Raw genomic sequence first — 26,074 nt, 5'->3', positions numbered from 1 at the left:
CGGCTTCCGCCCGCCGCAGCCCCCTATGCCGGACAGGCTTTGTGGATGCTCAGACTCCAGCACTTCCGAGTCGCGTTGCTACGGTTGGCTCGTGGGCTGTTCTGCGAGCCTTCCTGTTGACGGCGTGGAAAGAAGCTTCGCTGAGGGGGGTGAGCGGGCGCTCGAGGGTGCCTTCGCGTTGCATGGCGGCCTCGTATACACGTTCTGCCGCCGGGCGGTGGGGGAATCCCTGGCCGAGGACATCACCCAGGAGGTGTTTATCAGGGCGTATCGGAACCGGGCGCAGTTCAAGCCTGAAAGAGGCACACTTGCCGGCTGGCTGATCGGTATCGCCAAGAACCGCATTGTCGACCACTTCCGCTCCGAACAGCGCCATGCGTCACGTCGAGGTGGCCACGAACACGCCGAATCCGCGGTGGAGTCGCAAATCGAGCAGACCGGCGAAAGGCTGATAATCGCCGAGGCTCTCCTTCGCCTGCCCGAGCGGGCACGCAGCGTGATCAAGCTGCGATATTTCGACGACCTCACCCACCATCAAATAGCCGACCGGCTCAGTATGCCGATCGGCACCGTCAAAAGCGACCTGCGCAGGGGGCTGGCGCAGATCCGACGTCAACTGGAGTCGGCGCATGAGTGAGAAACGCAGAAGATGGGAAGACTCTGACATCGAGGCGGCGCTGAGGGACATGGGCGCTGAGGAAATCGAGTTGCTGGAACCCCCCCTCAGCGTGTGGGACGGCATTCAGGAGGCGGTCGGTGGGCCCGCCCGCGCTCCTGGCGCGGCCGCCGACCTCCAGTCGCGTCGCCGCAGAATCCGCCGGGCAGCCCTAGCCGCTGCGGCGGTCATGCTCATTGCTGCGGGAACGGCCGCGACCGTTGCGGTCCTGCTAGGGGACTCTCCCCCTGTTGTCGCCGCAGCCGACCTGGCCCACGACCCCGGCAGCTTCGATCCCATCGGCGCGCAGGCACATGCCGGCGCCAACCTCGTCGACCACGGAGATCGCCACACCGTCGAGATCGTCGACGCTTCGCTCCCAGCACCGGGCGCCGGCGCCGACCTCGAGGTCTGGCTCATCCGACCCGGCCCCGACGGCGGAGTCTCCGATTTGGTATCGCTCGGCGTGGTCGGATTCCAAGATCCCGGCAGCCTCGAGGTGCCAAAAGGCTATGACCCCGACAGCTACTACGTTGTGGACATCAGCATCGAGTCCCGCGACGGCGACCCCAGCCACTCGGGGCGCTCCATCTTGCGCGGACCGTTTCGCGACGTCTGAGTGCCTAGGGGGTTGGCCGCGCCATGCTCGGCGCGATAGCGGATCTTGCCTGCAGCCCCAGGCGTTGAACTCGGCGACCCGGAATTCCTGTTGTTCTAGGTATGCCCTGCACATCTTCAGAAACGCAGTCTTGCCAGTCCCCCCCCCATCGACGGCGATGGTCTCATAGTCGGAGACCGATCTGGCAAAGTCGCAAAGCAGCCTCATCCGCTGCCCGCGGTCCAACAAATCACTGGCAAAGGGATTGTCCTTTTCTGTAACGAACTCGGGAATGGTGCTCCACGGGTTTTGCGTAGGGCTGATGTTGGATTCTGCTGTCATGGACCGTGGGAGGTTCTATGGCACCGAGGGGTTATCCGGCGGAGTTCCGTCAGCGTGTGGTCGATCTGGTGGAGGCGGGCCGGCCGGTCGCGCAGGTCGCCGCGGAGTTGGGGATCAGCGATCAGTCGATCTACACGTGGCGGCGGCAGGCGCGCATCGACGCCGGCACAGACGCGGGGTTGACGATTGCTGAGAAGGCTGAGCTGGCGGCGCTGCGAAAGCGGGTGCGCGAGCTGGAGACGGAGTTGGCGATTCACCGTCGGGCGACGGAGCTGTTGAGGGGTGATGCCGACCCAAAAGACGGTTCGCGGCCATCGGTGTGATGGCCGCGGAAGCACTTCCGATCGAGAGGGCCTGTCCGCTGTTGGGGGTGTCGGTGTCTGGGTACTACAGCTGGCTGAGGCGGCCGCCGTCAGCCCGTTCGATCCGCTGGGCACAGCTGACCGACGTCATCAGCGAGGTCCACACCGATTCTCGCAAGACCTATGGCTCCAAGCGCGTGCATGCCGAGCTCACCTTGGGCCGGGGGATCGCGGTGTGCTGCCAGACGGTCGAGAATCTGATGCGCCGGGCCGGGCTGCGGGGCGTTTCGGGCCGCCCCAAGTACCGCAAGATCCCCAACACTGCGACGGCGTCGGACCTCGTCGACCGCGACTTCACCCGCTCTGAGCCGGACCGCCTGTGGGTCACCGACATCACAGAGCACCCCACCCGGGAGGGCAAGGTCTACTGCGCGGTCGTGCTCGACGCGTTCAGCCGCCGGGTCGTCGGCTGGTCGATCGACTCCCGGCCGACCGCCGCGCTGGTCACCAACGCGCTGGGAATGACCATAGACGGCCGGCAGCCGGCCAAAGGCGAGACCGTGATCCACAGCGACCAGGGCACGCAGTTCACCTCATGGGCCTTCACCCGACGGGCCATCGACTCCGGTCTGGTGCCGTCAATGGGCTCGATCGGCGATTGCTTCGACAACGCCATGATCGAGTCGTTCTGGTCACGAATGCAGGTCGAGCTCCTCGACCGCCAACGCTGGCGAACCCGCATCGAGCTGGCCAACGCCATCTTCGAATACCTCGAGATCTGGCACAACCGCCAGCGACGGCACACATCGCTTAGCATGCACACACCAGTCGAGTTCGAAACTCGACACCAACAAACAACAGCAGCGTGAATCCAACATCGCGCCTACGCGAAACCCAGGGACACCCAGAGCCTGCGCATTACCCGGGGAGGTTCACGCCGCCGACCAGGAAGGGTTAGTTCTGTGCTGTTTTTGTGACTACGACTGTGCCCAGCATCTTGTCCCAGAGGGTCCTGCCTGCTGGGTCGCGTACCGCTACAACCCAGCCAGTCAGCAACCAAATGCACGCCAGTCCGAAGAAGATCGCGGCGACACTGGGGAAAGGGGTGGCGACGAGAAAGGCGAACCAGAAGCCCGACTTGAAGAAGATCTCTCGAACGGCCATGCGCCAGCCGCTTGCCGTTGACCCGTCGCTGACCCTCACGACGCGCATTTTGAGTATCTGCTTGGCTGGGGTCTGCCCCTGGCCGTAGGCGACCAGCGACCAGATGGCCCAGCCGATGACCAGGGTCACGAAGAATAGCAGGCACTCCAAGAGGAACTCAGCTGCTCGCCTGTCTCGGGGTGGCGGATCAAGGAACCCAATCGTCCCGGTTGTTCTGACGTGCCTGGTGGTCGTCTCTTTGCGGCCCCCGATATCACCCCTGGACACAGGGTCTGCGGTCATCCGGCCTTCGTTGGCAACGTATGAAGTCCATCTGCTGCCATCCCACCAGCGATAATGATTGCGGCCAGTCGGGTCAGGCTTCCAGGATTCCCCGCTGCTAGCAGCCTCCACGCCGGTTGGCTCTGCTTGGACTTCATCGGCCTCTGCTTTGGGATCTTGTGGGCCTGCCCCAGGTTCTGCGCTCATGTAGCCTGCCAGCCGATCAGAGCTGTCCCAGCCCTTCTCGTGAAGCCCTCTGACCTCCCCCCAAGTACGGATCAGATCATCGCCGGTCGCCTCAACCATGATCTCGACATTCGCCTCCAACCCGTTCTTGGTCAGATTGGCCGACCCGACAAGTGCCGCCACCGGAACGCCGTCTGATTCCACGACCCACGCCTTCATGTGAACCATCGCTGGCCCCTCTTTGGCCCTTCTGCTCCGATACCAGTTGCGGACCTTCACGTCTGGCCGGGACAGGAATCTCATGGCGGTTTCCGCGTCCTCCATTGAGAAATTCGACCAGTAGCGTTTCTGGGTGTTCCCGACCAGCAATGACACTGGACGGCCCTGTGTCCTCGGCTCAAGCCAGGCCAACCCAGCTGGGCTGGCATAGCCCACCACCACGATCAGCCTTCCCGCAGGATGGTCGCGGAGGAATTGCCCAATCCGCTCAGAGACAATCACTCTGCCCAAACCCACTCGCGGGATTCGCGGAACTGAGAACGAACAAGGGGGACACTGTAAGAGGCAGCAAGACAGGCTTGTCAATTCCCAGCGCTTGCGCGCACGGATCTGAACAATTGAGGAAGTCTTGCAGCTAAAGGCAGGCAGACCGGGCGAGTTGCCTGCAATGTGTTTTTTGACCTGGGGAAACACCGGTTCACTCCAAGATCGGGGGAGTCCACTCCAGAATCCGGTGTTCCGCGCTCTAGTCCTGCTGAGTCTCAGACTCTCAACCAGGGGAAGCCGTTGCCGTTTTGTCCGTTGCAGCGAGCGCGCGACGGCACCCCTCGCGGGTTTGCCCCTTGCGCGGGCTCTCGCACTTAGTCGCCGCCCGCCGCCGGGATATCGGCCTCGTGGTCGGGCAGGCGGCCGCCCCGGCGGCCGTCTTCCGAGGCGCTCGTGTCGTCTCTGCGGTCTTCTAAGATGACGACAGGAGGCTTCGGCATGGCGCTGAGCGACCCAGTCCGCATCGACAACAGCGTTCTCTAGCCCGTCCGACACCATGCGTCCAATGAGGTGACGTTGGCAGCCCTCGTGCTGGCTCAGGGTAGTAGTTTGCGGCGATGAACATCAGAGTCTTTGCTGTAGTTGTTGTGGTTGCTGTTTTGGGGGTGGGGGCGGCCTCCGCTCAGTCGTCGGACTCGCGTGGCGAGTTGATAGCGGCTCAGGAGGTGCTGATCGCAGAGCAGCGGGAGCTGATCGAAGCGCAAGAGGAGCTTTTGAACGAGTACCGTTGCTTGTTCGGCATCGACACGCGAGTCGTGCCCGATCGGTGCGGATTGGTGCTCACTCCTTTGGAGGAGGCCGATGTGATCGGCATGTGCTCTGGCTGGCTCGCCGAAACCGAGACCGCCGCCTCGGTCGTGGCCTATCTTGAGTTCTTCGCGAGAATCCCGGCTGCCGGCGTGCATGTTCCCGCCCTGCCGCCGGGCACTACCGGCGCAGCAGTCATGGAGCAGCTCACCGTCTACGCAGAAATCCTCTCGTCGATCATCCCCACACTCGAATCAGAGCGCATATCCCAGCTTCTGACGAGCGTCACCGCTACCATCGATGCCGTTGTCGAAATCTCCCTTAGAGGTGGTCTAAGCGCCGACAGAGCCGCCCACACGCGCACCGGACTAGAGCAATTCAACCAACTCCAACGCATCTTCACCGCCGTCTGCCTGTAATCGCATTGCAGTTGACCTGATCCAGATATCGCCAACTCCCAGCTTAGGCGACGGTGTCGGGCCGACGGTGATCTTCGGCTGCTGCGGCAACCCCAACGGCCAGGAAGGACCGCGCCTGCCACCAGAGCACCGCAAAGGCAACGCCAGCGACTGCAACTGCCCAGGCTGCGACCTTCACGCATCAGCTTGCCTAGGGCGTGTTGACAAACTTGCCAATTGTTCTCATGCTCGTACGGTTGTTCTACAATTCCGCCGCGCATTTCCCCAAGACCTTGGTCGCTGTAGTTCTTGCTGTCGCCTGTATCGCCGGGACGGCTTCTGCCCAGTCGGCTAACAGCCGGTACGGGATGATGTCAGCCCAAGAATCCCTGATCGCCGAGCAGCAGGAACTCATCAACAGCCAAGAGGCACTGCCAAACGCCTACTAGGGGGTCGCCGTAATCGCCGCTATCGCCGCGGTCATAGTCGCCGGCCTGCCGGCGATAGCCCTCATGGGCGGCTGCGGAAGAACCCAGACATCGCGGCTTATCTCGTGCCTCATGCCCGTCGATGTCCCACCTGACTACGAATGCCCCGGCAGCCTGCCCTGGCCATAAGCCCACCATTCCTTGTCAACCCGCCCTAGCCATCAGCTGAAGCCATGCGCCAATGCGTGGCGGCGGTCTGGTGCCCCGCAGCTCGCAGCCGTGACGGCTGCCGTGCATGCGGTAGTGGCGGCGACTCCGGGGACGCTGCCGGCCCGGCACCTGAGCTGCCGAGGGCGGCGGAGTCGCCCTGTCTGGCACCCGGGCCTCTGGTGCCCCTGGGGGTCAGGTCACGTATGCGGCCCAGTCCTCCATCACCGGGCGCCGCCGGTCGAAGAAGTCGGTCCGCTTGTAGGCGCCCTCCACGCCGGCGACGGCGTGGGCCAGGCAAGCCTCCGCCACCTCGCGGGCCACGCCGGTGTCGGCGCACCAGTCCCGGAAGCTGCTCCGGAACCCGTGGGGGACGGCGCCCAGCTCGAGCATCCTCGCCAGCTTCGACATCGTCGCGTCGGACAGCTCCCTGCCGGTCGCGCTCGGGAAGACCAGCCCCGGACCGGCGGGAAGGCAGCGGGCCTCGTCCAGCACGGCCAGCGCCTGTTTGCTCAGCGGCACCCGGTGCTGCGCCGCCATTTTCATGCGCTCCGCCGGGATCGCCCACTCTCTGGCCTGCAGGTCGATCTCGGACCAGGTGGCGCCGAGCGCCTCTCCAGGGCGGCTCGCCGTCAGGACCATGAACCGGAACGCGAGCCTTGTCGGGGCCTGGGCGACGGAATTCTGGATCTTCTCCAGAGCTCCCTTCACCTCTTCGTGGGGCAGCGCCGGGTAGTGCGTCGTCTGCGCGGCCTGTTTGGGCAGCACCGGCGAGAGCGCCTCGCCCGCGGGGTTGTCGCTCCGGTGGCTGTTGGCGATGGCCCAGTCCATGACGGCCCTGATCCGGAGCCGGACCCTTCTGGCGGTCTCGGACTTCTCGTGCCAGATCGGCAGGAGGACGTCGAGCACGTCTGCGGTGGTTATCTCCCCCACCCTCTTGTCGCCGATCTTCGGGAACACGTGGCGCTCCAGCGAGCCGCGCCACTGCTTCTCTGAGCGGCCGCTGTCGGACCATCCGCGCCTTCGGAACTCTATGACTGCCTCGGCCGCGTCCCGGAATGTGGGCTCGTCCCCCCTCCGGGGGTCGCCGCCTCCGTGGACGGTCCGCCGATTATCAAGCGCCTTGTCGCGCGCCTCGGCGAGGGTGACGACCGGGTAGGGGCCGAGGCCTAAATTGGTCTGCCTCCCGCCTAAGGTGATGCGCTGCGACCACGTCTTGGCGAGCCGGCCGTCGCTGGTCTCGCGGACCAGAAGGCTTAATCCGTGGGCCCCGCGCCCGTCGCTGTACCGCCCGGGCTCCGCTATCGTTTCGACGAGCCGGGCGTTAAGCCGCCCCTGCCTCTGTGCTCCTGCCATGCCGACGCCTCCGTGTCCCGAATTCCGTTATCACTTATTCTATCAGTTTCGGCGGGGGATTGTGCGATACCCGGTGGCACCTTGTGGAACCGCAAACGCCATTCGACCAGGGTCTATGTTTCCCCTATGACGCTTCACGACGCCGTGCGGCACAACCGGTCAGCGGAGAGGGTGGGATTCGAACCCACGAACCACCTTGCGGCAGTTACTTCCTTAGCAGGGAAGCGCCTTCAACCGGACTCGGCCACCTCTCCAGGCCATCCCACCCTAGCGGCTCGCTTTGGACGCGGCCCTTTGGATTGCCTTATGACCCTCTACGATCCAATGACATGACCCCGTTCGACACCGAGAACACCGATCGCCTGCTGTCCACCACTCGGTCGGTGCGGCGACGGCTGGACTTTGATCGGCCGGTGGATCCTAACGTCCTGCGCGAGTGCGTGCGACTGGCGGCGTACGCTCCCAATGCCTCCAACGCCCAGGATTGGCGCTGGGTGGTCGTGACCGACCCCGAGCTCCGGGCGGCCATCGCCGATCACTACCTGGCGGGCATCGTCCCACCAATGCAGGAGAACTTGGACCGGCGGCGGGCCGACGGGGACTCCGCCGGCGTGCGCCACTCCGAGGCGGTGCTGTATCTGGCCGAGCGCTTCCACGAGGTGCCCGCATTGGTCATCCCCTGTATCCGAGGTCAGCTCGATCCCGACCTGGATTTCGCCTGGACGGCCAGCCTGTTCGGCTCCATCCTGCCTGCGGTGTGGAGCTTCCAGCTCGCCCTCCACAGCCGGGGTCTGGCCTCCACCTTCACGACGGCTCACCTGCTAGCCGCCGACGAGGTGGCCGCCCTGTTGGACATTCCCGACGACTACCTCCAAATGTGCCTCATTCCGGTGGCCTACCTGCGGGGCGATGACCTCAAACCCCCCGTCCGAAGGGATCCCGACGAGATCATTGCCTGGAACTCTTGGGCATAATCCACCTCTTCAGCACCGCTCTCAGACAAGTAATCTTCCCCTCGGAGGGATGGCAGAGCGGACGATTGCAACGGCCTTGAAAGCCGTAGGGCCTTCCGGGGTCCCGGGGGTTCGAATCCCCCTCCCTCCGCTCAGAGAGGATCGCCAATGACGCTGCGGAACCTTTGGCGTAACTCTCTGGCCGTTATCCTGCTCCTCGGGCTGTTCGCCGCGGCCTGCGGCAACGACGACGGACCGGCGGCGGCTCAAGGGGTGTCCATAACGCCTGGCGAGGGTGTCATCGTGACGATGGCCCGAGGGGATTTCAGCACGGGCTACATGCAGGCCGCGATCTACCACCACCTGCTCGAGGAGCTCGGCTACGACGTCAGCGAGCCCGCCCACCTCGAGCTGTCGCCGGCGACCGCGTATCTGGGGATGGCCGAAGGGACTGTGGATTTCTGGGCGAACTCGTGGTTCTCGAACCACGATCCATTCATGGTGCTCGAGCTGCCCGACGGTTCGCTGGTCCAAGACCATGTGTCGGTAGTGGGCGAGGAGATGCTCGGCGGCGGCCTTGAGGGGCTCACTACCAATAAATCGCTTGTCGACGAACACGGCATCGAAACGTTCGACCAGATCGTCAACGACGACGTCCTATTCGAGCTGTACGAGTCGGCCGACACGAACCCCGGCGACGGCGTCCTCCAGATCTTCGGCTGCGTGTTGGGCTGGGGCTGCCGCCTGGTGCTGGACGAGACTTTGGAGCTGGCCGGCTACGCCGAGCGGGTGGAGCAGGTCGAGGTCGCCGGCTATGACCCGGTGTTCGCCGAGGTTCTTTCGCGGGCCGAGGGCGGCACACCGTTCATTTCCTATATTTGGACGCCCAGCGGGTACATCGCCAAGCTCATCCCCGGGGTGAACATCATGTGGCTGGCGCATGACGCCGACAAGGTGCACGACGGTTCGACCGGCAACCCGGGCTTCGCGGTGACCGGCCCGGCAGCGCTCGGCCCCGACGTATGCACCAACGACCCGTGCTATCTGTTCCGCAGCCCAGCCGACATTGTGGTCACAGCCAACAACGACTTTTTGGCCGACAATCCCGCAGCGGCAAAGCTCTTGGAATTGGTGAAGATCGACGTGGTCGACGTCGCCTTGCAGAATTTGCTCTACGACAGCGGGGAGGACACCACCGACGACGTGAACCGCCACGCCGACGATTGGGTTGCCGCCCACCGCGGCGATGTCGACGAATGGCTGGCACAAGCCCGTGCAGCCGCATGATCGACAATACGGCCTGAGCGGACTCACGAACATTCCGCTTTGAGCGGGTTTGGCGCGAACAAATGTGCTACTAAGCCCCCATGGCCGTGTCTGCCTGGTCCCAGCCCCGCATCGCCATCGTGACCGGTGGCGGCTCTGGCATCGGTGAGGCCGTCAGCCGGCGATTGGCGGCTGACGGGGCTGCGGTGGCGGTTTTCGACCTCGACGGCGACTCGGCCGAGGAGACTGCGACAGCCATGAGGGACGGGGGCCAAACCGCTATTGGAGTGGCCTGCGACGTGGCCGATCGGGAGGAAATAGAGGCGGGGGTCGCCGAGACCGTGGAGCGGCTTGGCCGCCCGACAATTCTCATAAACAACGCCGGCATTACCCCTTTCGGGCGGTTCCTGGATATCTCCCGAGAGGCCTTCGACCAGGTGATCGCCGTCAACCTGCGGGGCACCTTCGAGTTCTGCCAGGTGGTAATCCCCCACATGGTGGAAGAGGGCTGGGGACGGATCGTCAACATCTCGTCGTCGAGCGCCCAAACCGGCAACTTCGGCCACACCCACTACTCGGCGTCCAAAGCAGCGGTGATCGGGCTTACTCGGTCGTTGGCCAAAGAGTTCGGCCGCAAGGGCATCACCGTCAACGCCGTGCCCCCCAGCTTCATCGAGACTCCCTCGCTCCACCGGGCGGCCGAAGAAGGCCAGCTCGGCGGCGGCATCGACGAGCACATCCCCACCACCCCGGTGCGCCGAGTGGGCCAACCCGCCGACATCGCGGCGGCCTGCGCCTTTTTGTGCCGTGACGACGCCAGCTACATCACCGGCCAGGTGATCGGGGTCAACGGCGGGCGGGTAATCGTCTGATCCCGTTACCCCGTCGGGCAATATCCTGAAGCCCGCGGCAGCGAGCCGCCCCCACATCTGCCCATGAGCCTGCGACGACTCCTCAAGAGCCATCTGGCCCCCCACCGCCGGGCCATCGTGCTCGTCCTCATCCTCCAAGCCGGCCAGACCACCACCGGGCTGCTGCTGCCGGGGCTGAACGCCACCTTGATCGACGATGGCGTCCTCGCTGGCGACCAGTCGGTGATCTGGCGGATGGGCGGGATCATGCTGCTGGTGTCGTTCATCCAGGTGGTGCTGCTCACCGGGGCGGTCTGGTATGCGTCGGAGGTGGCCATGGCCTTTGGCCGCGACATCCGGCGCGACGTGTTTGACCGGGTCACCGGCTACTCCACCCGGGAGATCGGCCGGTTCGGCACACCCTCGCTCATCACCCGGATCACCAACGACACCCACCAGATCCAGACGCTGACGGCGTTGGTGGGGACCATGATGATCACCGCCCCGCTCACCATGGCCGCCGGCACCGTGCTGGCCATCCGCGAGGACGCCGGGTTGTCGGTGCTGTTGCTAGTGGTGGTGCCCCTCGAGATTGTGGTGGCGGGCTCGATCATCGTCGCCATGAACCCGGCCTTCCAGCAGATGCAGGAGCGCATCGACCGGATCAACGCCGTGCTGCGCGAGCAGATCACCGGCGTTCGGGTGGTGCGGGCGTTCACCCGGGAGCCCACCGAGAGCGCCCGGTTCGCGGAGGCCAATCATCGCTTGACTGAGTCGTCATTGCGGGCGGCGCGGCTCATGGCCGCGGTGTTCCCCGCGGTCACCCTGCTGGTGAACCTGTCCAGCGTGGCCCTGTTGTGGATCGGGGCCGATCGGATCGAAGACGGATCCACCCAGATCGGTTCGCTGGTGGCCTATCTCACCTACCTGCTCCAGATTCTCCTGGCGGTGACCATGGCCGCGTTCATGGTGTCGATGATCCCCCGAGCGGCGGTCGCCGCCGAGCGCATTGTCGAAGTGCTCGACACCGAGTCATCAGTGGAGCCCCCGTCTGTCCCGGTGCAGGAATTCACCCGGCCGGGAACGGTGGAGTTCCAAGAAGTGGGCTTTCGATATCCCGGTGCCGACCATCCGGTGCTCGAAGCGGTGTCTTTTACCGCCGTGCCCGGGGAGACCACCGCCATCATCGGGTCGACGGGCGCGGGCAAGACCACGCTGATGACGCTGGCCGCCCGGTTGGCCGACGCCAGCTCTGGGCGGGTCTCGGTGGGCGGAATCGATGTCCGCCGACTCGACCAGGCTTTGTTGTGGGGCGCCATCGGCTACGTGCCCCAGCGGGCCTATCTGTTCAGCGGCACGGTGGCCTCCAATCTCCGCTACGGCCGCCCCGAGGCCTCCGACGAGGAGCTGTGGGAAGCCCTCGAAGTGGCCCAGGCGGCGGGGTTCGTGCAGACGATGCCCGACGGGCTCAAGAGCCGCATTGCCCAAGGAGGCACCAACGTGTCGGGTGGCCAGCGCCAACGGCTGTCCATCGCCCGAGCCCTGATCGCCCGACCGGCGGTCTACCTGTTCGACGACTCCTTCTCCGCCCTCGACCTGGCCACCGAGGCCCGACTGCGCCAGGCCCTCGAACCCCGCACCCGCGACGCCGCCGTCTTGGTGGTGGCCCAGCGGATTTCCACCATCGAGACCGCCGACCAGATCATCGTGCTCGAAGGCGGAATCGTGGTCGGCCAAGGGCGCCACGACGAGTTGGTGGGCACCTGCGCCACCTACGCCGAGATCGTCTCCTCCCAGAGAGGAGGTGAGGCGGCATGAACCAGCGCAACCCCGGCGACACAAATCCGGGCGATGAAATCCCCGGCGAAGACAGCCAAGACGACGAGGATCAAGAGGCTCTCCAGACCTACGGCCGCGAGGCGTTGCGCTGGAGCGGCCGAATGGGCACCCCGATGCCCGCGGAATCCAGCCGCAACTTCCGGGGCACCGTGCGCCAGTTGGCCAAGATCACCGGCCGGGAGACCCCGGTCTTGGTTTTGGTGATGGTGCTGGCGGTGATGAGCGTGAGCCTGACGGTGATCGGCCCCTGGCTCCTCGGCGGGGCCACCGACATCATCGTGACCGGCGTCCGTGAAGGCGGCATAGACACCGGCCGGCTGAGGGATCGGCTTCTCACTATCGGAGGGGTGTTTGCCCTGGCGTGGGCGCTGGGCCATATCCAGAACTATCTGCTCAGCGGAGCGCTCCAGCGGTCGATGTTCCGCTTGCGGGAGACCATCGAGGCCAAGCTCCATCGCCTTCCCCTCTCCTACGTCGACCAGCACGCCCGTGGCGACCTGCTCAGCCGGGTGACCAACGACATCGACAACCTCTCCCAGAGCCTCCAGCAGACCATCAACCAGATGCTCACCGCCGTATTGACCCTCGTCGGGGTGACGGTGATGATGCTCACGGTTTCGCCGCTGTTGGCGTTGGTGGCCTTTGTCACCGTTCCGCTCTCAGTGGTGGCCACGCGCCTCTTCGCCACTCGTGCCCGACCCCGGTTCCTCCGGCAGTGGCGCACCACCGGCACGCTCAACGCCCAAGCCGAGGACACCGTCAGCGGACACGCCATCGTTACCGCCTTCGGCCGCCAGCATCAGGAGCGCCAGCGGTTCGCCGATGAGAACGCCAAGCTCTACGACTCCAGCCGCGCCGCCCAGTTCCTGTCGTCGGCCATGCAGCCGGTGATGATGCTGATGGGCAATCTCCAGTTCGTGTCCGTCGCCGTGGTCGGCGGGCTGCGCATCTCCAGCGGGGCGATCACCATCGGCGACATGCAGGCCATGATCCAGTACACCCGGCAATTCGCCATGCCCGTTCAGCAGGTGGCCTCGATGGCCGCCACCTTCCAGTCAGGCATCGCATCGCTGGAGCGGGTGGTGGAATTGCTCGAAGTCGACGAGATCAGCGCTGATCCCGAACCGGCTTCCCATCCGCCCACCCGGGGACGGGTGGCGTTCGAAGCCGTCCACTTCTCCTATGAGCCCGAAAAGCCCCTCATCACCGGGCTCGACCTCACCGCCGACCCGGGCCAGACGGTGGCCATCGTCGGCCCCACCGGCGCCGGCAAGACCACGCTGGTGAACCTGCTGCTGCGGTTCTACGAGCTCGACGGCGGCCGGATCACCCTCGACGGGATCGACATCACCGCCATTCCCCGCCGTGAGCTGCGGTCGAAATTCGGCATGGTGCTCCAGGACACCTGGCTGTTCGGCGACACCATCTGGGAGAACCTCCGCTACGGCAATCCCGACGCCACCGACGCCCAGATCATCGAGGCCGCCCGGGTCACCTACGTGGACCGCTTCGTCCACTCGCTGCCCGACGGCTACGACACCGTTATCAACGACGAGGGCGACAACATCTCCGCCGGCCAGAAGCAGCTCCTCACCATCGCCCGGGCCTTTCTCGCCGACCCGGCGATCCTCATTCTCGACGAGGCCACCTCGTCGGTGGACACCCGCACCGAGGTGCTGATCCAAGAGGCCATGAACGCCCTGCGGGCCGACCGCACCAGCTTCGTGATCGCCCACCGCCTGTCCACCATCCGCGGCGCCGACACCATCGTGGTTATGGACGGCGGCCATATCGCCGAACAGGGCTCCCACGACGAGCTGCTGGCCCGCGGCGGCCCCTACGCCAACCTCCACGCCGCCCAATTCGCCGGCCAAGCCACGTGACCGCACTCCGCAGCCGACAGGCCCTGACGGGCCCTCGCTAGCTCAGCGAACGATTCTCACGTTGACAACTTGGCCGGCTGTCCAGGACACGTCGACGTTTCTGAAGACGAAATTCGAGTTCCCGCTCGGAAAGTCAAGCGCCACATCGTCTATATGCAGTGTCCAGTCTCCTGTGCCGGAAACCGGTGCCCGAAATGCCAGATAGAGCTTCCGCTCCGTCTCCAAGTACCAGAGCCACTTGACTTGAAGCTGGATGCTGCTTGTAACGTTCGAGAATAGGGTGTCGTCGTTGTAGGCGCCCAGGCTGCTGCTGCCATAGTCCGCCACCGTCATCTCCCCCGACCACAACGTCTCGAGCGGATTTGCGCTGACCGCGGCCGTTGCGGCGCTGGTCAGTGTCTCCGAGAACCCTTGGTCATCGGTGAAGCTGACCTGCACTTTGATGGTCTTCCCCAGGTCGTCTTGGGTCAGGGTGCGCGTCTGGCCGGTGGCGCCGACGATGTTCGTGTCCGAGCTGCCGTCACTGCGTATCCACTGGTAGTTGAACTGCACGTTGGTGAGCCCGTTGGCGTCGCTGATCCCAGAGGTGTCCGCGCTGAGTGTCTCATCCACCTGCGGTGTGCCCGTGATGGTGGGCTGGCCGGTGGCGGTCTGATTGGTCAGGCTGAAGACCCAGGGACGGGCTTGTTTGATGGCGAGGATGTTGCTGCTGGTGATCTTGAATTCGATCTCCATGGCGAAAGGCTCGCCGGGTGCGGGGTCGTACAGCGCCTTGAAGTGGTCGTGGATCACTTCGAGGTGTCCGCCGAGCTGGCGGAGTTGGGCGTCGGTTAGGAGGAGTTCTCCGGGCTCCACCTGGTTGGAGGTCGCCAGGATCTCGATCTGGTTGCCGCTGGGGTGCAGCAGGATCTCCTCGGGCTCGGAGTAGGCGTCGGGGTTCGTGACGAGGTCCTCGCCGAGTTGGGTGTTGAGGTAGTAAAAGCCGTCGTAGCCGCGGATGGGGTCGAAGCTGGCCGCGACGCCGTTGGCGAGCTCGTCGGTGTAGTTGGGGTGCACCAGCACCCCCATCGCGGTCGCTAGGTGGTCGATGCGGTGGAACTCGCGCTCGGCAAAGGCTCGGAAGTTCCACAGGCTGGCATAGACCCCTTTGAGGGACTTGTCTATGCCGTCTTCGGTGGTCTCGTCGGGATCCTGGGTCTTGGAGTCGTACAGCCCCGCCCCGCTGAACCCGGGAAGGTCTTCGTTGTTGGTGCTCGACCGGTAGCGAAGCGACTGCCCCACGGGGTAGGTGGCGTGCATCGCGGTGAGCGCCTCCAGGATCCAGGCAGGCGTCTGGCCCTTCTTGATGGCTTTGCGCAGATCCTTGAGCATGTCCTCCTGGACGTCGAAGTCGGTCTGAAACTCCTCGTCGGCCAGCATCTCCTCGATGTCGTCATAGAACCCGTTGTGGGTCATGAACGCGTCGTAGAAATAGAACGGCACCGCGAACCCCTCGGGCACGGTCCCGGGCGGAAAGCCCAGCGTCCCCAGCACGGCCACATTGGCGGCCTTGACCCCGAAGGCGTCCCAGTCCTCGAAGCCGATGGAGCTCAGGGGGGTGATCGCGGTGACCGACAGATCGCGTTGGGGCACTTGAGCCGTAGCGGGACGCAACGCGGCGTAGTGGGCGTCGACCTCGGTGGGGGAGGCTGCCCTCAGGCTCCATCCGCTCTCGGTCACCTCGTAGCGGACGTAGCTGTCGAGGAGGTCGTCGATGGTGGCGCCATCGATGGTGGTGTCGTCGAGGGCGTCTTGGATGAAAGCGTTGGGGACGGCGTCCTGGGTGGCCCTTAGGTTCACGTGCGACAGCGGCGTCTGGGGCACGGTGGTGATGATCCCTGCGACGCGGGGCAGCTCGTTGGGCAGTGCCTCGTATATCGCGATGTCGCGGGGATTGGGGCGCTCACCCTGCTCGATGACCCGCAGCTGGCCGTATCCCACTGCGGGATTCATAGGCAGGAAGCTGGATCCGGGGTGGATGTCCTCGTCGAACATGAGCGGGATCCGCGACTGTCTCAACAGCGGCAGTTCGGACTGGTAGCTCGCGAGGCGATGGTTCGGTATGTGCAGGGCCAGGTCGTCGTCGAGGAGCGGCATCCCGGCCGCGAGCAGGGTGTGGATGCGCTCGAGCAGGACGGTGCTGTAGCGGTTGTCGTAGCGGTTCAGCCACCAGTAGTAGACGCCGGTGCTGCCGTCGGAGGCGAGGAGTGCGGGGTCGTAGACGATCTCGCCCGGCACGGCCCAGGGCAGGTCGGGCTCCAGGTGGCCTATCGCGTCCAGGAACAACGCGATGGGGTGGCGGAGGTGCGTCTTGGAGTTGATGAAGAACAGGGTCGGCGACTCTGTGTCCATGCCCAGCAGAACGAACTTCACATACTGCCCGCCATAGGCCAGCGTCTCGAACGTGGGCTGATCGGGAACGGCCGCGGCGCCGTTCACAAGATCTATGGCCGGGGCGGGGTTCACCGGGCTCATGGTCCCGAGGTCGTCGAGCTCGGTGAGGTCGTCGATGCAGTCGCCGTCGACGTCGGCGGGGTCGGCTATGAGGTACTTCTCCACCCGGTAGCGGTCCGGTGGCAGCGCGGGCACGTTCTCGGCCAGCGTCGTCGTGGACGCCTCGCCCCTGATCACCGCGACCGGTGTCTCCACCACCGTGCCACCCTCGGTGTGGCTGACATACAGCACGAAGTACTCGTCGGTGTTGGACGCCACCACGATGGGGACCGCGGTCACCTCCACCGGCGTCGGCTCCGGGTCGAAGTCCTGCGAGCACTGGCTATCCGTGGAGCCGGTGCCCGACGTGGACCAGCCGCTGGTGCCCTCATCGTTGGTGGCGTTCACCTGCACCTCGTACTCGGTTCGGACAGCCAGCCCCGAGATGGACGTAGCCGTAGCGAGAGTGGGCGGAGTCCAGGCGGTCCAGTTCGGGTCCCCGGTCTTGCGGTACTGGACGCCGTAGCCGGTTATGTCGGGCCTTTGCGTCGTGTCCGGCGCTGTCCAGGACACATCCAGGCTCGTGCTGGATCCCGGCGCGGCCGTCACTGCCAGCGCGGCCGGGGCGGGGGGCGGCTCGTCCTCGTCGGCGAGATCGATGACGACGGCCGCGGTCGCGGTGCCGCCGTTGTCGTCATCGGCCGTCACGGTCACCGAGAAGGTGTTCGACGCGGCCTCATGGTCATAGACGACGCCCGTGATGGTCTGTATCTGCCCGCTGGCGGCCACGATGGTGAACGACGCGGCGTCCGCGCCGCCCAGCGTGTAGGTCAGGGTGTGGAGGTCGGCGTCGGTGGCGGTGACCGGACTGCCCACCGGCGTGCCCGGCGCGGCGTTCTCGGCCACCTGGCGCGTCACGGACTGCGGCGAGAACACCGGCGCAGTGTTCGCCCCGTCGTTGTCTTCGATGGTGATGGTCTGCGGGACGCCGATCACCGCACCGTCGAGCATCGCGGTGATCTCGATGCTCTCGTCGCTGTCCTCGACGGCGTCGTCCACCGCGGTCACCGTGGCGTTTGCCGAAACCTCGCCGGCGGCAAGCGTCAGCGTCTTGGCTGTCACTGTGTAGTCGTCGACCTCGGTCGCGGTGCCCGCCAGGACCAGGGTGACCGTCTTCGCCTCGGTGAACGTCACGCCTCCGGTGCTCACCGTCACCGTCGTGGACGTCTCGCCCTCCTCGGCGATGGACTCCGAGCCGACCGATACCTCCCAGCTCGGCACGGCACGGTGTACCGTCAGCGTGTAGACGCGGGTGGTGACGAGGTCCGAGGCGGTGACTTTGACCTTGATCGTGTTGTCGCCCAACGCGAGGTCCACCTGCTGGCCGTCGGCGTGGTCGTCGGCGTCGGGGATCTCCACGTCGTTGCCGTCAAGGAACACGACCGTGGCGTTGCCCGCATCGGCCTCTTGGGCGGTCACCGTCACCTGCGACACCGAGTTGGCCACCGGGACCGTGTAGGACCTGATGCCGCTGCCGAAGGCGGGGGTCAGCGTCCCGGCGCTGAGGCTCAGAGCGCTCAGGTCGGCGTTGCCCGGCATGTTGTAGGCGAATAGCTTGTCGCTGAAGTTGCTCGCCACCCACATGGTGGTGCCGTCGGACCAGATCGCCCGGGGAAGGTCCTGGCCGTCCCAGAACAGGGTGTCGAAGTCTCGGTCGGGGTCCCGCTGCTTGGTGGCCAGCGTGTAGGCGAAGATCTTCTCGTCATACCATGTGTTGGCCACCCACATGGTCGTGCCGTCGGACCACAGGCCGGCGGGACGGGCGTTGGCCGGGTCGAGGGTGTCGAAGTCCTTGCCGGGGTCCCGCTGCCCGTCGGCCAGCGTGTAGGCGAAGATCTTCTGTTTGTGAATGTCGGACACCCACATGGTCGTGCCGTCTGACCACAGGCCATAGGGGTACTGGTTGCCGATGTCGATGTCCTTGCCGGGGTCCCGCTGCCCGTCGGCCAGCGTGAAGGCGTAGAGCTTGTTGTCGAAGCTCTCGCCCATCCACATAGTGGTGCCGTCTGACCAGATGGACCGGACATGGGTGTCTCTGGAGGGCTTGCGGAGGTCGATGTCCTTGCCGGGGTCCCGCTGCTTGGTGGCCAGCGTGTAGGCAAAGGCCCTCTCACTGCCGTCGGCGTCGTCGGCCACCCACATGGTGGTGCCGTCGGACCACAGGCCGGTGACTGTCCTGTTGTCCGCCGCGGCCAAGGTGTCGAAGTCGTCCTCGGCGCTCCATCCGTAGGGGGCCTCCGACCCCCGGTTGATGCTGACGGTGTAGCCCTTTCTCGTTCTGCCGTCGGCGGCGGTGACGGTCATCCTCACGTTGTTGCGGCCCTCGCTCAGGTCCACTTGGTGGCCGTCGGTGAGTCCGTCGGCGTCGGTTCCGCTGTAGACCACCGCCGCGGCCCCGTCCGCGACGCCCAACACCGTCACCCGCGCCACCGAGGCACCCACACCGAACTGGTACGCGGTGTCTCTGGCGCTGAATCCGGCAACACTGACGCCGTCCACCGTGAGCGCACTCAACTCGGCATTGCCCGGGTCGGCGTCGCCCGGCATGTTGTAGGCGAAGATCTTGTCGTTGAGGAAGCCCGACACCCACATCGTCGCGCCGTCGGACCAGATCGCCCAAGGAAGGGTGTGGCCGTGCCCCGACAGGGTGTCGAAATCCCGGTCGGGGTCCCGCTGCCCGTCGGCCAGCGTGTAGGCGTAGAGCTTGGCGTCGAAACTGTCGGCTACCCACATGGTCGTGCCGTCGGACCACAGGCCGACGGGTCCCGTGCTGGCCGTGCCGTCGGTGTCGATGTCCTTGCCGGGGTCCCGCTGCCCGTCGGCCAGCGTGTAGGCGAAGATCTTCTTGCTGAAAGTGTCGGACACCCACAAGGTCGTGCCGTCGGACCACAAGCCCAAAGGGGAGTCATTCCCGGCCGCGCCGTCGGTGTCGAGGTCCTTGGCGGGGTTCCGCTGCCCGTCGGCCAGCGTGTAGGCGAAGAGCTTGGCTTCGAAGTGGTTGGCCACCCACATGGTGGTGCCGTCGGACCATATGTCTCGGACATGGGCGTCTCCGAACGCCCCGGTCTGCCGGACGTGGATGTCCTTGCTGGGGTCTCGCTGCTTGGTGGCCAGCGTATAGGCGAAGATCGTCTCATTGCCCCAGGAATCGTCGGACACCCACATCGTGGTGCCGTCGGACCACAGGCCATCGGCTGACTTGTTCCCCGCCGCGGCCAAGGTGTCGAAGTCTTCCCCGGCGCTCCATCCGAAGGGGTCCTCCGACCCCCGGTTGATGCCGACGGTGTATTCCTTGGTCGTGTTGTCGGCGGCGGTGACGGTCACCGTCACAACGTTGCGGCCCTCGCTCAGGCCCACTTGGTGGCCGTCGGTGAGCCTGTCGGCGTCAGTTCCGCTGTAGGCCACCGCCGCGGCCCCGTCCGCGACGCCCAAAACCGTCACCTGCGCCACCGAGGCGTCCACACCGAATTGGTACTCCGTGGTGCCGGCGCTGAATCCAGCGACACTGACGCCGTCCACCGTGAGCGCACTCAGGTCGGCATTGCCCGGGTCGGCGTTGCCCGGCATGTTGTAGGCGAACAGCTTGTCGTTGAGGAAGCCCGACACCCACATGGTGGTGCCGTCGGACCAGATCGACCAGGGACGGCGGTGGCCGTACCCGGACAGGGTGTCGAAGTCCCGGTCGGGGTCCCGCTGCTCGGTGGCCAGCGTGTAGGCGAAGATCTTGCTGGCCCATTGATCGGCCACCCACATGGTCGTTCCGTCGGACCACAGGCCGGAGGGTCCCCTGTCGGGGTCGGTGTCGATGTCCTTGCCGGGGTCTCGCTGCTGGGTGGCCAGCGTGTAGGCGAAGAGCTTGGTGTCGTGTCCGTCGGACACCCATATGGTCGTGCCGTCGGACCACAGGCCCAGAGGGTTGTCATTCCCAGCCGCGCTGTCGGTGTCAATGTCCTTGGCGGGGTCCCGCTGCCCGCCGGCCAGCGTGTAGGCGAAGAGCTTGGCTTCAAATTGGTTGGCCACCCACATGGTGGTGCCGTCGGACCAGATGTCGCGGACATGGCTGTCTCCGGACGACAGCCTGACGTCGATGTCCTTGCTGGGGTCCCGCTGCTTGGTGGCCAGCGTGTAGGCGAAGACCGTCTCATGGCCGTCGGTGTCGTCGGCCACCCACATGGTGGTGCCGTCGGACCACAGACCAGTGACTGTCCCGTTCTCCGCCGCGGCCAGGGTGTCGAAGTCGTCCCCGGCGCTCCATCCGAAGGGGTCCTCCGAGCCCCGATTGATGCCGACGGTGTAGACCTTGGTCGTGACGCCGTCGGCGGCGGTGACGGTCACCGTCACGACGTTGCGGCCCTCGCGCAGGCCCACTTGGTGGCCGTCGGTGAGCCTGTCGGCGTCAGTTCCGCTGTAGGCCACCGCCGCGGCCCCGTCCGCGACGCCCAAAACCGTCACCTGCGCCACCGAGGCATCCACACCGAATTGGTACTCCGAGGTGCCGGCGCTGAATCCGGCAACACTGACGCCGTCCACCGTGAGCGAACTCAGGTCGGCATTGCCGGCGGGCGGGTCGTCGTCGTCGATGGTGCCGGTGGCGGAGCCCGCGGTTGCGCTGACGGTGGCGCGGTAGTAGTCGGGGTATCGGTCGGGGTGGGATAGGGGGATCTCGATGGCCACCTTGAACGCCTCGGCCTGCTCGTCGATGGAGTCGTCCAGGGTGGACACGGTGAAGGTCTCGGTGGTTTGGTATTGCGGTATCACCACGGCGTGGTCGACGAGGGGCGTGTAGTCGTCGCCGGCGGTGGCCTCGTGGCCGGCGTCGGGCGCGGAGGTGCTGACCTGCACGGTGACGTCGAGGCTGCTCTCGCGGCTCATGGTCAGGGTGAAGGTCGCCTTGGCGCCCTCGGTGACCGCGGCCCCCGCGGTCACCGACACCTCCGGCGCGGCGTCGTCGTCGACGATGATGACCTCGGCGCTGGACGCTCCGGGATCGACGGTGGCGTTGGTGGGGCTGAACAATTCGACGGTGAAGGACTCGTTGATCTCGTCGATGTCGTCGTCGGTGATGGCGACGGCGATGGTCGCGGTGGTGTCCCCGGCTGGGATGGCCACGCGCGAGCCGGGTGCGGGCTTGGTGAAGTCTGAGTGGTCCCAGGCGGGATCAACCCCGTCCGGGACCGGGTGCCAGTCCACGCTCTTGCCGCCGCTTCTAGCGGAATAGCCGACTGAGATGTCCTTGCCGCTCGCCTGTGAGAGGGTGACGGTGACCTGGGCCTGGCCTGAGGCGACGTCCTCGGCTACGGACGCGTCGGCCACCGACGCCACAGGCGGGGTGTCATCGTCGGCAGTTCCCCGCACGACGGCTTGGGCGGTGTTGCGCAGCATTCGTCCGTCGGCGGTGCACACCGCGTGTGCTGTGACGCAGTCTGTTGGGGCGCTGAGCGACACGGTGACGTCGCCCGCTGTGTCGGGGGTCACGGTGAGTTCCCAGGTCTTGCCAGCGGGCGACACTTCGGTCACGACCCCCAGCGAGCCGCCGGTCACGGTCAGCGCGTCGGCCATCGATCCTGCGGTGACCTCGACGTCTGCTTCGTCGAAGTTGAGCTCCAGCGTGAAGGAGGTCGATCCATCGTGCGTGTCGGGCACATCCGAGAACCACGCTCCCGGCGGTGCCGCGCCACGCTCAGGAAGCGTGTCGGAGCCGGCGCTGAGCGACACATCCACCACGCTGCCCACCGAACCCGACAGCACGCCGTCAGTCGGCCACCAGTACGTGCCGCGCAGCGCCAGCCCGGCCGGCACCAGGCTCTGCGAGCCGACGAACCGCTGGCCGTCGATGTCGAGGGTGAACTCGGTGTCCAGCGATCTCCGCAAACCCAGGTACAGACCGCCCGCGATCTCCGCGAGCAAGATGACGTCATACGACGACCCGTCGACATCGAATAGAACCGGTGTCAGCGAACCCGTCTGCGCCCAGCGCGAATAGCCCACCGCGTCGTCATTCACCCCCACGTCCAGCACGGCGGTCCACACGTCGCCAAAGTCCGTACCAGTGCCCGGGTCGGCATCAGCCTGCGGATCAGTGCCGGTTTCCGGATCGGATGGCGATTCCGACGTCGACTTGCCCACCGGCTCCCCCACCGGCTCAGTGACCTTTAGCTTCAACCGATACCTCACAGGACCCGCCGACTCCACCTTCACCCCATAAGTCCCCGCCGCCAAGGTAAGGCTGAACCGCTCGTCAGATTTCCCGAGTTCTACGCCTGAACCCAGCACTTCGCCGTCGGCGTCCTCTAAGAACACATCTGCATTGGCGTTCAACAGCCGCAGCACCACCTCCACCGACTGCGGTGAGGACAACTCGAATCGATACCGCTCCACACTGCCGTCGGCATCATCAATGACACTGTCGACAACGGTCTTGGACACATCGGATATGTCGCCGAAATCCGCGGCCCATCCATCTCCCGAAACCTGACCCTTATCCGCCGCCCCCACATCCGGAGCCGTCGACCCCAACACCCCCGCCGCACCCATACACACCACAGCCACAGCCCATCCGACCCGCGACCAACCGCTCCGCCGCCTGGCAAGGACACTCGTCTTTTTAATAATAGTGACGACTATAGTAAATGCTCGCTGGCTCTCACGCCGCCCAATTCGCCGGCCAAGCCACCTGACCGACGTCGACGCGCTGACTTAGTTCTTGAATGCGACCTCAGTCGTGGAGGTCCGCCTGCGGCCGTCGGAGCTGTAGTGCTGCACCACCTCGATGTAGTAGGTGCCGGCCTCCAGACTCACATCGACGTGCGCCCTTGGGGGGCACTTGATGGCGAAAATGCACAGGCACTCTTCGTTGTTGAAACTGACGTGATTGAAGTGGTGTTTGAGCAGAGTGCCATTGGCGTCGCGCACCACGGTGTGTGTGCTGGTTGGCCCCTTCCTCGGGTGGTGGGACTCGACGGTGATCCTCACGTCGCTTTGCTGGGTCAGGGTCAATTCGTAGAAGTGCGCGTTCCCCGTCTTCGTCCTCCCGGCGGGGTAATCGCTCCTCCACTCCGGGTACTTCAAGATCGATTGACAACTACGCGGCCATTGCGCCGACGCTGTGAGCGTGCCGTCGTCTTGTTCCTCGAGTTGCTGGAGTTCGCAGCCCTCCTGCGGGATGGTGATCGGGGGCGGAGCTCGTGTGACCGTGATGGTGTAGGTCTCGACGGCGTTTTCGGCATTTCGAGCGACAATGGCGATGGCCGTCTCGGTCGGCTCTCCACCGGGTTGGGACTCGGCGAGCGCCACCTGGTGGCCTTCAGTCTCAGTGTCCGCGTCCTCGGGAGTGATCAGGTAGGTGACACCCGTAGGCGTACTGGCGGACACCGTGACAACCCCGACGTCGCCGTCGACCTCAGCGGTGTACTCGGTGGTACCTGCGGCAAACGCAGGGCTTATTGTCGCTTCGGTCAGGGCGAGGCTGGCAAGCACCGGCAGCGTCGATTGGCGGGTGTCCGCTTTGTTGTAGACGACGACGGATCGCGGCGACCCCAATCCCTTGTCGTTGCCGATGACTGACCGGTAGCCGGCGTTCTTCGTCGTGGCCTGCTGGCCAGAACCTTCCCGGCTGATGAGGACGACGTAGATCTGCTGGCGCTGTTCGTCGGCGGAGGTGACGATCACCAATACCAGAGTGTCGCCGTCTGCCGCGAGGGCGGACTGATGACCATCTTGATTGGGGTCGGCGTCGTCATAGCTCGGAGCGAGGGTGGGGTCGTTGCCCTGCACGGTGACGATCTGCACCGTGGCACCGGTGTCGTGGCGGGCCGGGATTATGGTGACCGTGTCGACGCCCGCATCAGCGGAGGTCTCATAGCGGGTAACCGCGGGGTCGAACCCCAGTTCGTCGGCACCGGCCACCGCCAGCCCGTTCAGCGTCGGCGGTCTCACGCCGAGCACATCGGGATTGTGGCCGGGGACATCGATCACCACCCAGTAGGTGCGCTCGGCACCGCCGCCGGCGACCACCTTCACCCCGACCACGGTCTGGGCGCCCTCCTCGAGCGCGACCTGATGACCCGCTACCCCAGATTTCGCATCTTCAGGAGAGACAACTGCCTCTCCTGACGGATGAGCGGGGTCTGCTTTCACCGTGACGTGCTGGGTGCCCGAAGGCGCCGATATCGAATACAGCGTTACCTCAGGATCGAACGCCGGGGACAGCGTCAGCGAACCCACATTCAATGACGCCAACCGGGTGGTCGTCGCCGGACCATCCACCGTGGCTTGAGGCGTGTTGCGCAGCATGCGCCCGTCCGCGGAGCACACCGATGTCGCCGACACGCAATCCGATACTGCGACAAGCGACACGGTCACATCGCCGGGCCCGTCGGGGGCCACGTCGAGTTCCCAGGTCCTGCCGACGGGCGACACTTCCGACACTGTCACCAGCGAGCCGCCGGTCACGACCAGCGCATCTGTCAGCAGTGCCGTGGTGACTCCCAGGTCGGACTCATCGAAGCTCACCTTCAGCGAGAACTCCGATGTCCCGTCGTGGAATCCGGGAACCTGGGAGAACCACGCGCCCGGCGGTGCCGCGCCACGCTCACCGAGTGAATCGGTGCCCGCGCTGAGCGACACGGCCGCAGTGCTGCCTACCGAACCCGACAGCACGCCGTCTGTGGGCCACCAGTACGTGCCGCGCAGGGGCAGCCCGTTCGGCACCTGGCTCTGCGAGCCGACGAACTGCTCGCCGTCGATCTCCAGCATGAACTCGGTGTCCAGCGATCTCCGCAGACCCAAGTACAGACCGCCCGCGATCTCCGCGAGCAAGATGACGTCATACGACGACCCGTCGACTTCGAATAGAACCGGCGTCAGCGAACCAAACTGCGCCCAGCGCGAGTAGCCCGCCCCGTCTTCATTCGCCCCCACGTCCAGCACGGCCGTCCACGCCTCGACAGGGTCCGTGCCCTGGTCAGTGCCAGTGTCGGATTCCGGCTGCGGATCATCGCCGGCGTCTGGATTGGAGGGCGACTCAGACGTCGACTTGCCGACAGGATCCCCCACCGGCTCGGTGACCTTGAGCTTCATCCGGTATCGCACCGGGCCCGAAGACTCCACCCTCACCCCATAGGTCCCCGCTGCCAAGGTCAGGCTGAACCGCTCATCGGATCTCCCGAGTTCTGTGCCCGAGCCCAGCACCTCGCCGTCGGCGTCCTCCAAGAACACATCCGCATTGGCGTTCAACCGCCGCAGCACCACCTCGACCGACTGAGGCGAGGACAACTCGAACCGATACCGCTCCTCAGCGCCATCGGCATCGTCGATGACTCTGTTGACAACGGTCTTGGGCACATCGGAAATGTCGCCGAAATCCTGTACCTGTCCGCCTCCCGAAACCAGATCCTTATCCGCCGCCCCCACAACCGGAGCCGTCGAACCCAAGAGCGCGGCCGCACCCACACACACCACAGCCACGGCCCACCCGACCCGCGACCAACCGCTCCGCCACATGGCAAGGACACTCATTCCAGGGATGATAGTAGCTACTACGACAAACGATCATCGACTCC

14 protein-coding genes, 2 tRNA genes and 1 pseudogene are annotated in these 26,074 nt (G+C 65.4%); 10 read left to right on the top strand and 7 right to left on the bottom strand.

All coding sequences use genetic code 11. From position 1 onward, the window contains the following. Nucleotides 1-124 precede the first annotated feature (124 nt). The 3 genes and pseudogenes from ACOGXH_RS01230 to ACOGXH_RS01220 all read left to right on the top strand — a co-directional run bounded on the left by ACOGXH_RS01230 (nucleotide 125) and on the right by ACOGXH_RS01220 (nucleotide 2,766). Complete coding sequence (locus ACOGXH_RS01230) at nucleotides 125-637, top strand: RNA polymerase sigma factor (RefSeq protein WP_419927293.1); 513 nt, start codon at nucleotides 125-127, stop codon at nucleotides 635-637. Further along, nucleotides 630-1,274: an anti-sigma factor gene (locus ACOGXH_RS01225; RefSeq protein WP_419927292.1), complete on the top strand. Its 645-nt coding sequence runs from the start codon at nucleotides 630-632 to the stop codon at nucleotides 1,272-1,274. The genes ACOGXH_RS01230 and ACOGXH_RS01225 overlap by 8 nt, the downstream gene beginning before the upstream one ends. A gap of 338 nt (nucleotides 1,275-1,612) precedes the next feature. Continuing rightward, nucleotides 1,613-2,766 (top strand): annotated as a pseudogene (locus ACOGXH_RS01220) (IS3 family transposase). An 85-nt stretch (nucleotides 2,767-2,851) separates the two neighbouring features. On the opposite strand, the gene ACOGXH_RS01215 reads toward ACOGXH_RS01220, so the two are convergent. Together ACOGXH_RS01215 and ACOGXH_RS01210 are read right to left on the bottom strand one after the other, a co-directional pair. Further along, nucleotides 2,852-4,009 carry an RDD family protein gene (locus tag ACOGXH_RS01215; protein ID WP_419927306.1) on the bottom strand — a complete coding sequence of 386 codons (1,158 nt, stop codon included), beginning with the start codon at nucleotides 4,007-4,009 and terminating at the stop codon, nucleotides 2,852-2,854. Nucleotides 4,010-4,368: 359 nt separating this feature from the next. Continuing rightward, nucleotides 4,369-4,518, bottom strand: a complete 150-nt coding sequence (locus tag ACOGXH_RS01210) for a hypothetical protein (protein WP_419927291.1) — start codon at nucleotides 4,516-4,518, stop codon at nucleotides 4,369-4,371. A gap of 93 nt (nucleotides 4,519-4,611) precedes the next feature. Between ACOGXH_RS01210 and ACOGXH_RS01205 the strand changes: the two genes are divergently transcribed. Further along, nucleotides 4,612-5,220 (top strand): hypothetical protein, encoded by a 609-nt coding sequence (locus tag ACOGXH_RS01205; protein ID WP_419927290.1) that lies wholly within the window; start codon nucleotides 4,612-4,614, stop codon nucleotides 5,218-5,220. Between the two features lie 353 nt (nucleotides 5,221-5,573). Here the strand turns inward: ACOGXH_RS01205 and ACOGXH_RS01200 are convergent, their stop codons facing one another. The 3 genes from ACOGXH_RS01200 to ACOGXH_RS01190 form a co-directional block, all read right to left on the bottom strand. Further along, nucleotides 5,574-5,822 carry a hypothetical protein gene (locus ACOGXH_RS01200; protein WP_419927289.1) on the bottom strand — a complete coding sequence of 83 codons (249 nt, stop codon included), beginning with the start codon at nucleotides 5,820-5,822 and terminating at the stop codon, nucleotides 5,574-5,576. 207 nt (nucleotides 5,823-6,029) lie between these two features. Beyond that, the gene (locus ACOGXH_RS01195) at nucleotides 6,030-7,190 is read right to left on the bottom strand and encodes a tyrosine-type recombinase/integrase (protein WP_419927288.1); all 1,161 of its coding nucleotides are present in this window, start codon (nucleotides 7,188-7,190) and stop codon (nucleotides 6,030-6,032) included. A gap of 163 nt (nucleotides 7,191-7,353) precedes the next feature. Next, a tRNA-Ser gene (locus ACOGXH_RS01190) sits at nucleotides 7,354-7,444 on the bottom strand. A 75-nt stretch (nucleotides 7,445-7,519) separates the two neighbouring features. On the opposite strand from ACOGXH_RS01190, the gene ACOGXH_RS01185 reads away from it, so the two are divergent. From ACOGXH_RS01185 to ACOGXH_RS01160, 6 genes are all read left to right on the top strand, one after another. Beyond that, nucleotides 7,520-8,164, top strand: coding sequence for a nitroreductase family protein (locus ACOGXH_RS01185; protein WP_419927287.1), 645 nt, complete (start codon nucleotides 7,520-7,522; stop codon nucleotides 8,162-8,164). A gap of 43 nt (nucleotides 8,165-8,207) precedes the next feature. Further along, nucleotides 8,208-8,294 (top strand) — tRNA-Ser (locus ACOGXH_RS01180). A gap of 17 nt (nucleotides 8,295-8,311) precedes the next feature. Beyond that, entirely contained in the window at nucleotides 8,312-9,430 is a 1,119-nt protein-coding gene (locus ACOGXH_RS01175) for a glycine betaine ABC transporter substrate-binding protein (protein ID WP_419927286.1), read from the top strand. A gap of 80 nt (nucleotides 9,431-9,510) precedes the next feature. Then, the gene (locus ACOGXH_RS01170) at nucleotides 9,511-10,281 is read left to right on the top strand and encodes an SDR family NAD(P)-dependent oxidoreductase (RefSeq protein WP_419927285.1); all 771 of its coding nucleotides are present in this window, start codon (nucleotides 9,511-9,513) and stop codon (nucleotides 10,279-10,281) included. 63 nt (nucleotides 10,282-10,344) lie between these two features. Then, entirely contained in the window at nucleotides 10,345-12,078 is a 1,734-nt protein-coding gene (locus tag ACOGXH_RS01165; RefSeq protein WP_419927284.1) for an ABC transporter ATP-binding protein, read from the top strand. Further along, the gene (locus ACOGXH_RS01160) at nucleotides 12,075-13,982 is read left to right on the top strand and encodes an ABC transporter ATP-binding protein (protein WP_419927283.1); all 1,908 of its coding nucleotides are present in this window, start codon (nucleotides 12,075-12,077) and stop codon (nucleotides 13,980-13,982) included. Before ACOGXH_RS01165 ends, ACOGXH_RS01160 begins: the two co-directional genes overlap by 4 nt. Before the next feature lie 42 nt (nucleotides 13,983-14,024). On the opposite strand, the gene ACOGXH_RS01155 is transcribed toward ACOGXH_RS01160, so the two are convergent. Continuing rightward, a complete protein-coding gene (locus ACOGXH_RS01155; RefSeq protein ID WP_419927282.1) occupies nucleotides 14,025-23,063 on the bottom strand; it encodes a cadherin-like beta sandwich domain-containing protein in 9,039 nt (3,012 codons plus the stop codon). 147 nt (nucleotides 23,064-23,210) lie between these two features. Then, nucleotides 23,211-26,030, bottom strand: coding sequence for a cadherin-like beta sandwich domain-containing protein (locus tag ACOGXH_RS01150; protein ID WP_419927281.1), 2,820 nt, complete (start codon nucleotides 26,028-26,030; stop codon nucleotides 23,211-23,213). Nucleotides 26,031-26,074: the final 44 nt, after the last annotated feature.

Origin of the sequence: Candidatus Poriferisocius sp., assembly GCF_965208355.1 — a bacterium.
Classification (GTDB): domain Bacteria; phylum Actinomycetota; class Acidimicrobiia; order Acidimicrobiales; family Bin134; genus Poriferisocius.
Note: the sequence above shows the minus strand (reverse complement) of the source record. Positions and strands in the feature narration are given on the sequence as shown.